At 41.9% G+C, this 16,055-nt stretch carries 18 protein-coding genes and 1 tRNA gene; 9 read left to right on the top strand and 10 right to left on the bottom strand.

Annotated features, from left to right (window positions below):
• Nucleotides 1–175 precede the first annotated feature (175 nt).
• A complete protein-coding gene (locus ACEN82_RS04960) occupies nt 176–823 on the bottom strand; it encodes an RNA polymerase sigma factor (protein ID WP_495644082.1) in 648 nt (215 codons plus the stop codon).
• A 118-nt stretch (nt 824–941) separates the two neighbouring features.
• On the opposite strand from ACEN82_RS04960, the gene ACEN82_RS04955 reads away from it, so the two are divergent.
• From ACEN82_RS04955 to ACEN82_RS04945, 3 genes are all read left to right on the top strand, one after another.
• On the top strand, nt 942–1,313 hold the full coding sequence (locus ACEN82_RS04955) for a hypothetical protein (protein ID WP_176628624.1): 372 nt from the start codon (nt 942–944) through the stop codon (nt 1,311–1,313).
• Nucleotides 1,314–1,523: 210 nt separating this feature from the next.
• Entirely contained in the window at nt 1,524–1,910 is a 387-nt protein-coding gene (locus tag ACEN82_RS04950; protein WP_413319634.1) for a VOC family protein, read from the top strand.
• 45 nt (nt 1,911–1,955) lie between these two features.
• Complete coding sequence (locus ACEN82_RS04945) at nt 1,956–2,198, top strand: hypothetical protein (RefSeq protein ID WP_413319632.1); 243 nt, start codon at nt 1,956–1,958, stop codon at nt 2,196–2,198.
• Nucleotides 2,199–2,537: 339 nt separating this feature from the next.
• Here ACEN82_RS04945 and ACEN82_RS04940 read toward each other — a convergent pair.
• Nucleotides 2,538–2,610: transfer RNA gene (locus ACEN82_RS04940), tRNA-Gly, on the bottom strand.
• Between the two features lie 313 nt (nt 2,611–2,923).
• Between ACEN82_RS04940 and ACEN82_RS04935 the strand changes: the two genes are divergently transcribed.
• Nucleotides 2,924–5,029, top strand: coding sequence for an AAA family ATPase (locus ACEN82_RS04935; RefSeq protein ID WP_413319630.1), 2,106 nt, complete (start codon nt 2,924–2,926; stop codon nt 5,027–5,029).
• 9 nt (nt 5,030–5,038) lie between these two features.
• Here ACEN82_RS04935 and ACEN82_RS04930 read toward each other — a convergent pair whose 3' ends face one another.
• From ACEN82_RS04930 to ACEN82_RS04915, 4 genes are all read right to left on the bottom strand, one after another.
• Nucleotides 5,039–5,260: a DUF6965 family protein gene (locus ACEN82_RS04930; protein ID WP_129570495.1), complete on the bottom strand. Its 222-nt coding sequence runs from the start codon at nt 5,258–5,260 to the stop codon at nt 5,039–5,041.
• A gap of 106 nt (nt 5,261–5,366) precedes the next feature.
• The gene (locus tag ACEN82_RS04925; protein ID WP_413319628.1) at nt 5,367–5,948 is read right to left on the bottom strand and encodes a porin family protein; all 582 of its coding nucleotides are present in this window, start codon (nt 5,946–5,948) and stop codon (nt 5,367–5,369) included.
• 289 nt (nt 5,949–6,237) lie between these two features.
• Complete coding sequence (locus tag ACEN82_RS04920; RefSeq protein ID WP_413319626.1) at nt 6,238–7,002, bottom strand: LytR/AlgR family response regulator transcription factor; 765 nt, start codon at nt 7,000–7,002, stop codon at nt 6,238–6,240.
• Nucleotides 6,977–8,026 carry a sensor histidine kinase gene (locus tag ACEN82_RS04915; protein WP_413319624.1) on the bottom strand — a complete coding sequence of 350 codons (1,050 nt, stop codon included), beginning with the start codon at nt 8,024–8,026 and terminating at the stop codon, nt 6,977–6,979. Before ACEN82_RS04915 ends, ACEN82_RS04920 begins: the two co-directional genes overlap by 26 nt.
• Nucleotides 8,027–8,245: 219 nt before the next feature.
• Between ACEN82_RS04915 and ACEN82_RS04910 the strand changes: the two genes are divergently transcribed.
• The 4 genes from ACEN82_RS04910 to ACEN82_RS04895 all read left to right on the top strand — a co-directional run bounded on the left by ACEN82_RS04910 (nt 8,246) and on the right by ACEN82_RS04895 (nt 12,947).
• Nucleotides 8,246–9,727, top strand: a complete 1,482-nt coding sequence (locus ACEN82_RS04910; protein ID WP_413319622.1) for a ligand-binding sensor domain-containing protein — start codon at nt 8,246–8,248, stop codon at nt 9,725–9,727.
• A gap of 320 nt (nt 9,728–10,047) precedes the next feature.
• Nucleotides 10,048–11,094 (top strand): SDR family oxidoreductase, encoded by a 1,047-nt coding sequence (locus ACEN82_RS04905; protein WP_413319620.1) that lies wholly within the window; start codon nt 10,048–10,050, stop codon nt 11,092–11,094.
• A gap of 14 nt (nt 11,095–11,108) precedes the next feature.
• Entirely contained in the window at nt 11,109–11,951 is an 843-nt protein-coding gene (locus tag ACEN82_RS04900; RefSeq protein ID WP_413319618.1) for a helix-turn-helix domain-containing protein, read from the top strand.
• A gap of 192 nt (nt 11,952–12,143) precedes the next feature.
• Nucleotides 12,144–12,947, top strand: coding sequence for an SDR family NAD(P)-dependent oxidoreductase (locus tag ACEN82_RS04895; RefSeq protein ID WP_413319616.1), 804 nt, complete (start codon nt 12,144–12,146; stop codon nt 12,945–12,947).
• 79 nt (nt 12,948–13,026) lie between these two features.
• On the opposite strand, the gene ACEN82_RS04890 is transcribed toward ACEN82_RS04895, so the two are convergent.
• A complete protein-coding gene (locus ACEN82_RS04890) occupies nt 13,027–13,278 on the bottom strand; it encodes a hypothetical protein (protein WP_413319614.1) in 252 nt (83 codons plus the stop codon).
• 277 nt (nt 13,279–13,555) lie between these two features.
• Nucleotides 13,556–14,494: a sugar phosphate isomerase/epimerase family protein gene (locus ACEN82_RS04885; protein ID WP_413319612.1), complete on the bottom strand. Its 939-nt coding sequence runs from the start codon at nt 14,492–14,494 to the stop codon at nt 13,556–13,558.
• A gap of 142 nt (nt 14,495–14,636) precedes the next feature.
• On the opposite strand from ACEN82_RS04885, the gene ACEN82_RS04880 reads away from it, so the two are divergent.
• Nucleotides 14,637–15,032: a hypothetical protein gene (locus ACEN82_RS04880; protein WP_139160046.1), complete on the top strand. Its 396-nt coding sequence runs from the start codon at nt 14,637–14,639 to the stop codon at nt 15,030–15,032.
• A 2-nt stretch (nt 15,033–15,034) separates the two neighbouring features.
• On the opposite strand, the gene ACEN82_RS04875 is transcribed toward ACEN82_RS04880, so the two are convergent.
• Both ACEN82_RS04875 and ACEN82_RS04870 read right to left on the bottom strand, forming a co-directional pair.
• The gene (locus ACEN82_RS04875) at nt 15,035–15,451 is read right to left on the bottom strand and encodes a VOC family protein (protein ID WP_413319610.1); all 417 of its coding nucleotides are present in this window, start codon (nt 15,449–15,451) and stop codon (nt 15,035–15,037) included.
• Entirely contained in the window at nt 15,441–15,716 is a 276-nt protein-coding gene (locus tag ACEN82_RS04870) for a hypothetical protein (RefSeq protein WP_495644081.1), read from the bottom strand. The genes ACEN82_RS04875 and ACEN82_RS04870 overlap by 11 nt, the downstream gene beginning before the upstream one ends.
• Nucleotides 15,717–16,055: the final 339 nt, after the last annotated feature.

Here is a 16,055-nt window from a genome sequence, read left to right as displayed (position 1 = left end):
AAAAGTAACGAAGCCGATCATTAAGAGTGATCTTTCCTTAAAACAAATATACTGATCCCGGCTTTGCTATCTCCGCCAGTGGCAAACAAATCGACGAAGACCAGATTGTTACCCATCGCGGTTTGTTTTTAATAGATTAACCATAGTAAAAACAAAATTTCTGGTAACATTATTATCAACCGGCATTGATTCTATCCATCACATAATTAACAATCACATCACAACGTGTAAGGTTAAATCCCAGAAGTTCTCCGGGCTGCCAATAACTATTTAACTCGGTGCGTAACATTTCTTTGGCCCGGTTCAATCTTATTTTAACATTAGACTCCCCTATTTCCAGCGCTTCCATTGTTTCATTAGTGGTCATTCCCTGTATCTCCCTCATTACAAATACCAACCTGTATTTTTCGGGGAGCGTTAATACCGCCTTTTCTAAAATAGCTTTTAATTCTTTGTTCATAAGATTATCTAAAGGTGTTTCAGGTTGGTGATCAATGCGAATATGTTCCGTAAGTGTTTTTTCTAATTGAGCTTTCCTCTTTTTGTGCAACAGGCTCTCGTTAATCAGGATCCGGATTAGCCAGGTGCTAAAACTCGATTGATATTTGAAATTAGACAACTGGCGATAGGCGTTCAGGTAGGCCGTTTGCATAATGTCTTCAGCCTCCTTATCGTCGTTAATGATGGACATGCTGATCCTATACAATCTTTCGTTGAATTTGCGCATTAGTTTTTCGTACAAATGCTTTTCGCCATTAACTACTCGTTTTACAATCTCCTCGTCACTGAAAGTATCTGTCATTTGATCGGCAGGTGGGTTCATAAAATCTGATTTATATAATAGAGTACTGTAAAGCTAAAGGGTTACAGATTACCTCTAATTAAACTTTGTAACCCTTTGTTCAAAGGCAATCTCTAATGGATATTAATTCAAAATAATCATGGAAAATCAAACTAAAAACACTCAAACTCTTTTAAAGTTTACTTATGGTTTAGTGCCTGTTGTAGCGGGAGCCGACAAATTCACTAACCTATTGACTGATTGGTCACATTATCTCAATCCAACAATTAAAGCCATGCTTCCTTTCGGCGAACATGTATTTATGATGATTGTTGGCATAATTGAAATTGTGGCCGGAATATTAGTGCTTTTTAATCCGCAAAAAGGAGCTTATCTTGTTAGTGCCTGGTTAGTATTAATTGCACTTAGTTTATTGGCAAGCGGCAACTACTTAGATGTGGCTGTGCGTGATATTGTAATGGCCATCGGAGCCTTCTCACTAGCAAGACTATCTACTATAGTCAAAAATTAATATCATTAGCACCATACAATTGTAGTCTTGTACAATTATTTATAATGGGCCATAAAGGACATTATGATGCAAAATCTGTCGGGTAAAATTTATATCCGACAGACTTACTTATATGTTCATATTATTCTGGAAAGAGAAACATATTTCACATATTGCCAAACCAGTACCTGCTTCATATATTTATTATATGCAGTCTTGTAAAATCAACTTATGAATCAGCCACATATAGCCGGCATTGCTCCATTCTTCATTGTAGGCAATGTCACAACGGCAATATCCTTTTATCGGGAGAAACTCGGTTTTGATACCGTTTTCCAGGAGCCGGATCACGATCCGTTTTTTGCTATTGTACAGCGGGATGGGGCAATGATCTTCCTGAAATCTGTAAGCGGGGATCCGCTTCCGAACTACAAGCAAGCCCCGGATGCCCGGTGGGACGCGTATGTTAGTGTACCTGACCCGGATACGCTGGCCGCAGAGCTTATATCGCGCGGTGTTAGCTTCACTGTACCGCTACAAAATACTCCTGATGGCTTGCGCGGCTTTGAATTGGCAGACGCTGATGGTTATATTTTATTTTTCGGTCATCCCCGTTGATAGAAATAGTTACTAAACAGGTATACTTTTTGCAAAAGGTATAGCATGGATCAAAATTATTTACTGAACTCCGTAGATGGGGTCGACGTTATCTTAATTCCCGGTTCAGGCAGTAGCGTCTGCGTTTTCGAACCGGAAACGCAAACCAGTGCGGGTTCGTCCCAACCATTGCGGGCCACAATACTGGATAAAGAACTGGTTTTTCAGCCCACAGGCAATAATATTATCTCAGAAGATGAGCTATTAAAAGTTATCCGCTGGTACAGTTACCGCAAAACTTTTTCCTGAAATATTGAGGCAATTTTTTCAGGCAAACAGCTTTTACGCCCGCCCATAAGCTCAATTAGCGTATATAAACTTTCCCGAACCGGGGAAGAATTAACCCTGCCATGACCCTGCCTCGGCCAACCCTCACTATCTATCTTCATTGTATTGATATTGTTACAGATAGGCTTTTACTAAAATGATCTCAACCCAATTGGAAGCAGTAAAAACGCAGCTATTGCTATGGGTTAATTTAAGCATTTCAAATTTCTGCCCGATCTCCAATTATTCCTTCATCGGGTGGTTGAATAGATGATATAGAGGTATAAAAAAAGCCTCTCCCTGAACAGGGAAAGGCTTGAGAGCGAAAGACGAGATTCGAACTCGCGACCCCGACCTTGGCAAGGTCGTGCTCTACCAACTGAGCTACTTTCGCATTGGTGGCCGCAAATATATAACTTCCACCAGGTGCTGACAAAATATTTTTAAAAATTTTGCAAATTAAATTTAACACACTTTTAATCAAATGTTTACACCCGTCACCAGACCTGTTATAGTTTGTAATTGATGTCCGTGTAAGAAACAGGCGCTTAAAAAACGGCAAAGAAGGTAATTAATTTATCCGTTTGGGTGTGTTTTATTTAAAGTCGTTTTCTGATATGTTGACAAACAGTTTCCAGCACTATCGCACCTAATTATTAAATTTGAAGATAATTTCCTGATCCGGGGAGCGATAATATAACAAGTGTATGGTGTTGGAGCCTTTTCATGAACTCGTCCTTAAATTTATTGAAAATACTAACCGGCCGATATTTTTAACAGGTAAGGCAGGCACCGGTAAAACCACTTTTCTCCGCTGGATCAGGGCAAACGTTACCAAAAATCTGGCGGTTGTAGCCCCTACCGCAGTAGCAGCTATTAACGCCGGCGGCGTAACCATTCACTCCTTTTTCCAGGTGCCTTTCGGGCCGCAGGTGCCTGTAACCGATCATAACAATCACAGCACCTTGCTCAGGCAGGTAAGCCTCGAAAAATCAAACATATTAAAATGCCTCGACCTGCTTATTATTGATGAGATCAGTATGGTGCGGGCCGATACGCTTGATTATATTGACACTGTATTGCGCCAGATTAAAGGATCGGCGAGGCCTTTCGGCGGTGTACAGTTATTGATGATCGGCGACTTGTTTCAGCTCCCCCCTGTTTATGAAAAAGACTGGCCGGTACTCAGAAGGTTTTACAAAGGGCCTTATTTTTTTGATAGCCTTGCATTCCAAAAATTTCCGGTGTTAACATTTGAACTTACACAGGTTTACCGCCAAAAAGATCCGGTATTTGTGGAAATCCTGAACAGTATTCGCAATGGCTACGCCAACAACGAAATGCTGGACAAGCTTAACGCACATTATAACCCTAATCTGAATGCCAACTGGCTTAAAGATTATGTAACCCTATCTACCCATAACCAACTTGTTAACGAAATTAACCAGCAGCGTTTAATGGAGCTTGATGGTGAAGCCCACACTTTTAAAGCCACCGTAACCGGCGATTTCCCCAAAGATGCCTACCCCGCCGAAGATGAGCTTGTTTTGAAAGTTGGGGCACAAGTAATGTTCATTAAAAATGACAGCTCGGGTAAAAAGCAATATTATAACGGCCGAACGGGGCGCATCGTTGCAATGGGACCGGGTAATATTCGCCTTAGTTTCCTTGACGACGGCACCGAGTTTGAAGTGATCCCAGAAACCTGGCAAAACGTAAAATATGCATTGGCTGAAAATGAGCAGAAAGTAAATGAACAAAATAACGGTTCATTTAGCCAATATCCGCTTAGGCTGGCCTGGGCCATCACCATACACAAAAGCCAGGGACTTACGTTTGAAAAAGCGGTTATTGATGTTGATGCGGCCTTCGCATTCGGGCAGGCTTACGTCGCACTAAGCCGTTGCCGCTCGCTCGAGGGCATGATCCTGAAATCGCCTGTACGCCCCCAAAATATCCGCACTGATCCGGAGATCATCAGCTTTATGCAAAATGCAGCTATCTCCATACCCGATGAAAATTTGCTGGAAAGTACTATCCGGCAAATAGCCCTGGAAGAAATGAAGGATATTTTTGATTTTTCGATGCTCACCGGTGCATGGAGACAGCTTAAAACCATCATGCTAAACGGTGCGATTAAAAACAGTCCCTTATCCGAAAACATCAGCAAAACCGATCATAGCTGGGAAACTGAAATTAAAGCCATCGGCGACCGTTTTATCAGGAAGGAACTGGGCGCTTTACCCGATGATCAGCTTATCTGGACCAATGCCCCGTTTATAAGCAGGCTAAAAAATGCTGCTAACTATTTTCTGCCTAAATTAAATACTTTTTCGGAGGCTATTAACAGTTTTTATACTGTCATAAATAACACCAACCCTCCTGCCGAGTTTTACGACAGCTTAAATCACTTATTGGTTAACCTGAAAGCAAAAACGGCAGCATTTGTACGTCTGCCCATTGCTACATCGGGCAGGGATGTTTTATCGTCGGTACAGGAAGCAGGGATAAGTTACAAGCCCGTATATAAAAATTGGAACCCTAAAGCACTGCCAAAAGAGAAGGAAATTGTTAACCCCGAACTATACAAGCAATTACTCAACTGGCGTAAAGAAACCAGCCTCGAACGTAAAATCCCCGAACATACGCTGGTGTCTGAAAACATGCTGCGCGATATCACTGCTAAGCTACCACGGTCATTAAACCAGCTTTCGCAATTAAAAAGTTTTGGTGATGCAAAAGCAACAGACCTGGGCGAACCCATTCTAAAAATGATCAGGAGTTATTTAGGCGAAAACGACTTATTTTCCTAAACAGAACATCTAAAACCTCGGAATTTCCGGGCCGTTATATGGATTTTCGAGGGCATTTTTGATCCTCATTAACTGGTATTGGTGACGCCAATTATCAGGATAGTTTTTCATGTTCTTCAATAATTGCTTAACAAAATCGGCAACATGGAGCTGAGTTGTAGCGCGATCTAACCTTAATTCCTGGGGTAATGTAACATTAGTAAAGTATTCACTCAATTCTTCGTAGCTCATAGTGCAAAAGTAAAAAAAGCCCGGCATTTTCATACCAGGCTCTTAAGCTTAAATAAAAAGCTGAAAGCAGAAAGCACAAAGCTCAATGCTAATATCTCTTAGCTGTTTAAAACACATAGAACAAACTGGCCTGAACGTTATTATTTTTAAAATCGTTGTTGATATTGGAGATATTAAAGTTGCCTACCTTTGAAAGGCCGTAAACATATCTTACACCAATACCAAGGCCCAGTTTTGACTGGTATCCAATACCTCCGGCTGCTGCCAGGTCCAGTTTTTTAGCAAAATCACCGGCACTTAAGCCCGAAACATCTTCTTTGGCTTTCATACCTACCTGCGGACCAGCCTCGATATAGAAGCCTGAGTTAGCACGGTATTTCAATAAAAAGGGAACTGAAATATAGGATAGCTTGAGGTTTTGATTGCCAAGGGAGCCACCCTTAATTTTTGCCCCTTGGGATGAAAATAGAAATTCTTCCTGTACCAGGAAATTATCGGTGAACTTAAACGCTACAGTAGCGCCCGCGTGAAAGCCAACCAACGGATCGGTAGGGAAACTGGCATTGGTAAAGTTGCTATAGTTGACGCCTGCTTTAAGCCCAAACTCCAGGCGCGAAAGGATGCCCTGACTGAAACCTTTAGTTGATATCAGGATTAAACAAGTTAAAATGAAGAGTAGCTTTTTCATAAATTTTAATTTCAGTTTTTGAGATAATGTTGCTGCCCGAAAGCGCATTTGTTATTGTATAGCGCAAAAGTGAGCTTATGCTGTGGCCTATAAAAGGAAAAGGTAACCGAAGCGGGCAAAGTGGCACCGGAAGCGGAAAAAAGGATTAAAATATATTACCCGTCAGCATGAAAACGCTGTCATTTGGAGATAATGCATAGCATCATCAACAACTCACATCGGCTAATTCTAATTAAAAATAAAAACATTGGCTTTTAGCTTTATGCATTTTGCTTTCAGCTTTCATTTATCAGGCTTTTGCCAGCCATGCAAGAAACTGGGATGCCTTGCCTTTACTTACCACAATTCTTTCGCTGAATGCGATATTGAGGTTGAGAGAAAGTTTACGCGAGAAAAAGCTGGAAACATCAGCAATAGCCTTCCTGCTCACCAAAAACTGGCGGTTAGCTCTGAAAAAATAACTTCCGCATGTCTTTTCCAACTCATCCAAATTTTTGTTAGGGTAAAATATCTTACCTGAAAAAGTTACCAAATGTGAAACTTCATTTGAAAGATGGATCAACGCTATATCCTCTAATTTTATCGGGATGATCTTATCCTGGTGATAAACCAATACAGAAGAAGGTCTGGTGGTTTCTTTTTTAGTCAGCAATTCCATAAGCGCCTCATATTGCGGTGGCTGATGCGTTTGAAATACTTTTTTCAACTGCCCATAGCGTTCAAGTGCCAGTTGAAGCGTTTTTGTTGTAAAGGGTTTTAATATGTAATCTATTCCGTTTGCTTTAAACGCATCCAGCGCATATTCATCGTATGCGGTACAAAAAATCACAGGGACATCAATCGATATCGTGGCAAAGATTTCGAAACTTAACCCGTCGCCCAGTTGAATATCACTGAATATGAGATCAGCTTTATTACTTCCCGAAAAATAGGTAACGGCTTCCTTTACAGAATGAAGCTGTACTACGGTTACCGGCTCGCTGATCAGTTGTGTTATACTTAGTTCAAGGTCATCGGCAACTAACGGCTCATCCTCTATGATCGCTATATTCATTATTCAATAATCTGATACTTACAGAAAATGTGTCTTTATTTTCACTGATAATAACTTCATCACCTGATAACAGACTGTACCGTTCGGCAAGGTTGGCCAGCCCATGGTTGGTTGAAGTTACATTAAGATTTTTCTTTTTAAGGGTATTGGATACCACTATCCTATCATCCGAACAAAAAATGTTTACCACAAGCGGCGACTGTTGGGTTAGCTCATTATGTTTAAGCGCGTTTTCAAGAAGCGGTTGTAATGAAAAGGACGGCAGGTAGCGGTCGTTTAACATATCGATAGGCAGGTCAATAACACAAATTAATGCCGAACCAAACCTGATCTTTTGCATCTCCAGGTAGTCGAGCAATAACGCCAGTTCATCGGCAAGGCTCGAAGTTTTCGCAGCATGATTATAAACCGAGGCCCGGAGAAAATTAGCCAGGTGAACAATATAATTATCGCCCGCAACAGGATCTTTGCGGTACAGTGCTTTGAGTGTGTTAAGTGCGTTAAACAGGAAGTGAGGGTGGATCTGTTGTTTTAAAAGAAGGTTTGTAGCCTCGGCATGAGCGGCTTTTATCTGGGAAAGCTCAAGATCGGCATGGGATTTATCGGCCTGCAGGATCACAAAGTCCTGCAACAGGATAATCATTGTATTTACAAGGATACCGGAAATAAAGAAAATGAACAGGAAAAACGGAAAAGGGAATGATTTACTTTTATGTTCAAAATAATCAAACGCAGGCGCCAGCATCAGGTATATAGTGGCGCTGGCAGCATATGTAAAAAAATAACGGTACCGCTTAAGTGCTTTTCCCCTGACGCCGTGCTTCCGGGCCAATAAAATCAGGATCCTGACATTTACAAATGCTACCAAACCTATTCCTAACGCAGTCATACCCATATAAAACACTTTATATAGGGGTCTCTCGTCCAGCAAAAAAATAAAGTACAGCGATATGATCGCGGTAAAAGTGAATACAAGCAGCCAGTTAAGCCGGATGAGGCTTTTAATTGGTAATGGAGACGGCATATTACTCAAAGATAGTTAATAGGCATAACCGCTGTATCAATTTACCGCCGAAGCGGACAAAAAGGAACCTAAATGAGCTTTAAATAGGTTTAACAGAAATATAAGTCAAATGCAAAAGGCTTCATATTATCCTCATTTAGGATTTGTATCTTTGTTTAACATTATTTAACTATCATTCGCTTGGAGTTTCGGGTTTGCTTTCTTTTATTTATAAGCGTAATGCTGGCATTGTTATCCCCAACTAAAATCCGCAGAGTTTTATTTATCTGCCTGTTTATCTTTATTTTACCATCGGCCCTGTTTGCACAAAATCTTTTTTTGCAAAAGGTAGAGATGTGTAATATCACCAATTATTGCATGGATTGCGGCGATACAAAGGCCAGCTGCGATCAGCTTGCCATTGATTTTGTTTCTGCGAGGATCAATAACCGTTACCTGCTAAAAGAAGCTACCGGTTCCATAACGTTCCAGGTTTTGGTGGATGAGCGGGGTTTCAGCTGCGTGCTTAGCCATAACGATGCAAGCAAAAGCGCCCTTACTAACGAGTTGATCACCTATCTGAACGGTTGCATCTGGAAGCCGGCCAAGGTAGATGGCAAACCGGTAGCCTCGTCTGTAAATGTGATCTTTCGTTTTATAAGCGGCGGCGTTTATGGCCAGGTACAAAGGCTGGACCTAAGCGAAATGAAGCCGCCGGGTGATCCGATCATTTACAATAAGACTGTAACTTACGCCAATCCATCATTAAAAAACTACGACTTTACAGTTTGGACAAAATATAACTCACCCCTGGTTGATAACATCGCCAAATCAGCTGCTATGGATCAATCAGATCTGTTATGGTATGCTACGGAGAAAGGGATGACCCGCTTTGAGGGAACAACGTTTATCCCGGTTAATGAATATAATTCGCCATTCCCGTCAGATGCTAACATAAAGGAAGTGACCATCGACAGGGATAATAATAAATGGGTTTATTACGATAATAAAATATTTATGTACGGCAGCGGTGGCTGGCAGTTATTTGATTTTAAGCAGTTTTTGGCAGGCGGAGTTAACCAGGTGCTGAACAGTCGCAATGGCGAATTGCTTTTCACCACTCAAAATGGTCTTGTTGTAAAAAGGAAAGATAAAGTAGTAGTGATAAACAAAAAATCGATGCCTGAAATGCCCTCAAGCAATGTACTTTTTGCTTATGTAGATAGTCAAAAACGACTTTGGATAGGTACGTCAAAAGGCACCATCATGATTGATAAAAGCGTTATCACCTCATTTAATAGCCTTAACACTCCACTGAAAAATGCCAGTATTTCGGGCGCGGTGGAGGATGAAAAAGGAAATGTTTACTTCTCACTGGTTGATTGTAATAAACAAACTGGTGAAAATGATAGTGATAAAGAAGGTGTAGCCGTGCTAAAGTTTAATGGTAACTGGCTGCATTATAATGATAAAAACTCGGGCATGCCTGCTAATCATGTTAATACCATGTTGTATGATAAGTTTGAGCATGTTTTGTGGCTGGGTACGGATGAGTCGGGTATTGCCAGGTTCGACTTAAACAATGGCTGGGAAAATTACCACAACAATAACTCGCCGTTGCCTGGCTTCACCATTTACCAGATAGTGCAAGACTCAAAGGGCGTTATTTACGCTACTACTGCCAACGGCTTGTTAAGGATCAGGAAAAAGACCGGGGCTTAGGGTTATATTAACAGCTTAAGTCTTTCTCCTTATTTGCCGTTTATCGAATTACTGTAGAACCGGGTATGTTTATGCCTGCCGGAACAGGGGGCATTCTAATAATGCTACTAACCATTAGTTTTCAGGCTATAAAAGCCGCGTTAATGAACCCGTAAAAAGTCTAAGAACGGAGTAGGCCGAATGGATTGGGTTATAGTTTAGGCTTTGTTCATTCTGCTTTTGGACTGATAAATTGATCTTTTAAACAAAGTATCTTCGATCTTTTAAACAAATCTGCCAACAGCTATTTGCAGCAATTTTGCATTATAAATTCTAATGCAATGACAACAACAAATTCAAATGGCAATATCCAGGTACTGGTAACAGGGGGTTCAGGCTTTATCGCGGTGCATTGTATCCTACAGCTCATAGAAGCGGGTTATAAGGTAAAAACAACACTACGTTCATTAAACCGCGAAGCCGAAGTGCGGGACATGCTCAGAACCGGCGGCGTTGAGGCAGGCGACCGACTATCATTTATAGCTGCTGATCTGGCTGCTGACGCGGGCTGGGAAGAAGCTGTGGCTGGCTGTACCTATGTTTTGCACGTAGCCTCTCCTACCCCTCTAAAAGGCTATAACCATGAAGATGAGATGATTATACCCGCCCGTGAAGGTGTGCTAAGGGTGCTAAAAGCAGCCAGAGATGCCGGCGTTAAGCGGGTTGTACTTACTTCAGCTTTCGGCGCGATTGGTTTTGGTCACAAACCGCGCAGTACACCATTTAATGAAACCGATTGGACACCGATAGATGATCGCGTACCAGCCTATCAAAAATCAAAAACACTGTCGGAGCAGGCGGCATGGAAGTTCATTGAAACTGAAGGCAACGATTTGGAAATGGCTACAGTAAACCCGGTTGCAGTCGCAGGTCCGGTTTTAGGTACTGACTATTCGCACTCCATTCAGTTGGTGCAAAGCATGTTGTTCGGCAAGCTAAAAGGCACTCCGCGGATCAATACCGGCCTGGTAGACGTACGCGATGTAGCTGATCTGCATTTACGCGCCATGACCAACCCGGCAGCAAAAGGTCAACGTTTTTTGGCTATTTCGGGTGAAAGCTTATGGATGATTGACATAGCTAAAATACTGAAGCGCCGTATGGGTAATTATGCGAAAAAAGTTAAAGCCCAAAATGTGCCTAACTGGTTGGTGCGTTTAACTGCGCTTTGGAACCCGACCGCTAAAACTATTGTCCCAATGCTCGACCAAAATATGAACGCCACCAGCGAAAAAGCTCAGCGTATGCTTGGCTGGACGCCACGATCCGCAGAAGAAGCAATTGTTGCAACTGCACAAAGCCTGATTCAATTAGGAATAATTAAATAATTATTTTTACACTGATGGAACACCCGGGAGCGGCCAGCAGGTCAATGATATTTGTATCGTGTAAGCGGGAAAAGCATTACAGTAGGGAAATGATCCTTCCGTGGCACGCATTGGTATGTGTGCTTTCGGGTGAAATGAGGATCGCTTCGGCCAACCAGCAATTTGTTTTTCATACGGGAGATATCGTATTACTGCCGCGAAACCAGTTGGGCAGAATGAACAAGGTACCTTTAAACGGAGAGCCTTTTAAATCAATATCCATTTGTTTTCCGCAAGAAGCATTACAACGGTATTACGCGGCACTTCCCCAGGTTCAGGTTGCTCCGGCCCCTCCGGATGTTAAATACCTCAATCAGCATCCGCTGCTGCAAAGCCTGTTTGGATCTTTAATACCTTATTTTGAAGTAGCAGATGATTTACCTGAAGAGATAGCAAATATCAAAATAACAGAGGCTATTGCAGTACTTCGCGCTATCGATAAATCGGTTGACAACTTACTGGGACATTTTGAAGGTCCCGGCAAAATTGACCTTGCCGACTTTATGGAGAAGAACTATATGTTTAATCTTACAGTGGCAAAATTCGGTTACCTTACCGGTAGAAGCATAACTACTTTTAAACGTGATTTCAAAAAGGCCTTCGGCAACACCCCCGAGAAATGGCTCACCAAAAAGCGCCTCGAAACTGCCCACTACCAAATAGTTGAACAAAACCGCAAACCATCTGAGGTGTACTTTGAATTAGGCTTCGAAAACCTATCGCATTTTTCATATGCTTTTAAAAAGCAGTTTGGGTATAATCCAACTGCTTCAAAAACTAAACGTACCCGGTTTATCGGAGGGCAAATTAAAGGTTGAGTTTAAGCCGGATTTTAGGATATAAAGCAAAGAGTTATCAGGTTGAATTAATTGTAGGAAGTGTATAAATTTAACACCTGTCCTAAACACGCCCTTCATTTGTCATCTTTGCTCCTTCTCATAAACAACATTTACAATTATGTTTGTCAAGCAGCCTGGCATTTTTGGGGCTACCTTTATTAAAACTAACCAATGATGACACTTCAAAATAAAAACGCGGTAATTTACGGTGCGGGCGGCTCATTGGGCGGCGCAGTTGCAAAGGCTTTTGCAGCCGCAGGAGCAACAGTATTTTTAACCGGGCCCAACCAGAAATCGGTTCAAAAGGTAGCCAACGAAATTACTGCGTTAGGCGGCTTAGCCGAAACAGCCATAGTGGATGCATTTGACGAGACAGCAATCAACCAGCATTTACAGCGAATAGTAAATAACGCCGGAACAGTTGATATTTCCTTTAACGCCGTTGGGGTTAATGTGGTGCAGAACGTACCGCTTACCGAAATATCGCCCGAAGATTTTGTAAAGCCGATTACGCTTACGATGCAAACCCGCTTCATGACGGCCATTGCAGCAGGCAAAGTAATGATGAAACAAAAATCCGGAGTAATCTTATCCCTTACAGCTACGCCAGGAGGTATAGGCTATCCTCACACAGGTGGCTTTGGCCCTGCTTGCAGCGGTGTTGAAAGTTTTTCGCGGACACTGGCATCCGAATTGGGTGCTTACGGCATCCGCGTGGTTAATATCCGATCGGGAGGCTCGCCCGATTCGCGCGTGTTTAAAACCGCAATTGACGCCACGCCCGATGTTATGGACCCTATCTTAAAAAAAATGGAAGCTGATACCATGCTCAAAAAACTACCCTTAATGGCCGATATTGCTAATACCGCGGTTTTTCTGGCATCGGATCTAGCTGGCCAGATTACAGGCGTTACCATTGATGTAACCGGAGGTACAACTGCAGCATTAAATTACAAAGTAAACAGGCTTGATTAAACGGGTTTAGGAAAGAAACGCCATTAATTGATCCCCAAAAAAGACAAGCATAAAAATCAGGTCGGGGTATTGCAGTTAATTACTTTCCGCCCATAAATCCTATCGATTTTGCCGGAACCTGTTTCGTTACTACGCCTTCAATGTAAAGCTGACCATCCTTAATTTTATAATCGAGGGTACGGTCATCAACTTTATAGTCATCATCGTGAAAAAGGTCCTTCAGTTTGCTCAGCAATTCTTTGCGATCAAATACGGGGCTGATACTTAACTGATCGTCAACCGGGGTAAGTATAACGCCATCTGCCTTGTATGAAAATATTTTAGATTCCATTTGATAAAGATAGACTATTACGCCGAACATCAGCAAAGCAACTTCTTACGGTTTCCGCCGGTAAATCTTGTGCTTTGTAAAGCCTTTGCCGCTTTGATAAATCCCGTTTGCAGGTTGCGCTTGTTTAAGCTTATCAGCCGACGTATCGTTAAAACTATGGTCTGTTATTCTGCTATAAGCGGCAGGAATCCACTCCAACTTTAGTTTACATGAGTTATCCATATCTATATTCAAATAAACATAAATTTACAAATCACGGATAAACTAATATAATACTTTATGCCAGTGCATCAGCAGCAAACTGCCTGCAAATTTTCACCTCTTTTACCGCATCTGATCCTTCAGGTATCTTGTACTCCAGCTCAATAGTGGCCGGGAATTTATAATGGTTATTTTTAAGCAGTTGCAGCACTTCTTTTATCGGGGTATCTCCCTGCCCCCAGGGCTGATTGGGACCGTCATGAAACTTACGGTCTTTGATGTGCATACTGGTTATACGGTCATGATATTTTTCAATAAAGGGAACGGGGCTGCTGCTGGTACCTGCCACATAATGGCCGATATCCAAATTAATTCCGTTATACTTTGACTGGGCCAGGGCCGCGTCCCAAAGGGTTGGCGTGGCCTGGGTGTGGGCATGGTAGCCAACCATCATTTTATGTTTGGCGGCTATATCACCAAGGCGTTTGGTTTGAACCTCATCAGGCAACTCAACAGTTACATGATTTACACCCAAAGCTTTCCCTGCGTTAAAGGCATAATCAATTTCGGCATCGCTGTTTTTAGTACCGAGGGCATTGGGTTTCCAGGCATAAATATTGACACCGGCATCATGGTACATCTTCCTGATCTCCTTAAATTTATCCATTGGCGCGGAGACGCGCCATTCGGCCATCTTTTTCCCAAATGCAGCCCAGCCTTCGCCAGCTTCATGTTTAGGGGCACCGGCGTACATTTCGGCGGCATCGCCCATAAGTTCAATGGCGTTAATATTACAGTCGATACAGTACCTCAGTAAATCTTCGATTGTGCCCGGCATGCTCCTGAATGAGTAGGTGATCACGCCTATTTGTACGCCATTGATAAGCGAGTTGGGTTTATCAACCCTGCCTGAAACCACGCCGGCGAATGATGATTTTGAAAATGCTAAAAGCCCCGCTGCGGCAAGTGCGCTGCTGCCAATAAACCTGCGCCTTGATAAGTTATGCTGCTTCATAAATTTTATAGGAAATACATTGGTTTACACCAAAGTTATCAATTAATTGATGCCTGCAGATTGTGTATTGAAAGTGTTACTAACAAAGTTAATTTGTAGCGTTTTGCCTGGTATTAACGTAAAGTATTATAAACCTTATGCTATGAAAAAGCTGTTTTTATTTGGCGTGCTCGCCGTTTTATCAGGCTGTAAAAAAGACAATACCCCTAATAATGATCAGTTGATTGGCAGGTGGGAGTACCGCGGCACCAGTTGCTACTGCGAACCTCCTAAAGATCCCAATTCGATAAAGGCAGGCAACGGCAACATTATTGTTTTTACCGCCAGTACCTACAAACGATTTAAAAAAGACACCCTGATAAACAGCGGCACTTATCGTACCCGTAAATATGACAATGCACATGAGCAGATCATGTATGACAATGATACCTCCAGCAACAGCATCACATTTTTTAGGATAGAAGGCAAAATACTCACTTTCTACGGAACAGTTCCCCTTGCAGCAGACGGGCCGGAATCTCACTATGAGCGGTTATAATATTATGGTACAAGCCAGTGGAAGCACAACAGATATCCATCCGGATCAAGCAGATAAATGGCTTTCCAGCCATAACCCGTAATTTGAGGTTGTTTAAGGTGCATGCCCTTACTTAATAAATAGCTGTATAGTATATCAATGTCGGGGTGGCCAAAATAAAGTGAAGTATCGGCATGGGCAGAAACACGCTGTTCATCGGGCTCGAAAGGGCGGCCTGGCTTTTCGTACGCGGTGTTGAGCATTAGTTCTATACCATTAAGTTTCAATAAAACCCAATCAACATCATCTCCTTCGCCCGATGCCTGCACTATTTCAAAACCCAGCACATCGCGGTAAAATCCTAAGGCCACGGGCATATCAAAAACCTGAAGCAAGGGGGCTATGCCCTGTATTTGTTTTGTGGTAGTGCTATCGCTCATAATCTCCTTCTAATAATTCTAATAAAAAAGATTTACAGCTATTACTTTCCGAGTTGAAGCCATATATCATAATAAGATAAATGAATACCAACATACCAAATGGAGTTATTGATAAAGGATCAAACCTATCAGACATTGAAGAATGTATCCAACCGCCAAAACCCGCGACCATTAAAAAAGCAGCCATTCCAATGATAATATATTCTATTTCCTGGTGCATAGCCATGGTTATATAAAGACAACTTCCCGTTTCCGCAAACTCCACGCGCCCCTTTATCAAAGGTATAAACGAATTCCTACCAACAACTACGGGTTCAATTTTAAACTCACTAATATTTACATACCTTTTAAAAGGAGTGGGATACCTGTTGGTTAATTGTTCAAAGAAACTTCCTGTGAAAGCAGGGGCTTACTTGTTCTGTCAATCTTAATCTTACCTCTTCGGGGTTGAGCGGACTTATAATGGAAAATTTTTCATATGGCCACCAATTCATAACTAACAGATATTTACGTTAAAAGTACCAATACGGCTCATCAAAACCTATTTAAATAATAGATACCCCTGCACGAAAACGAACAATAAATGTATCATAACGATGCACAT

The sequence above is a fragment of the Mucilaginibacter sp. Mucisp73 genome (assembly GCF_059491465.1).
This window is presented reverse-complemented; position numbering and strand designations above follow the sequence as displayed.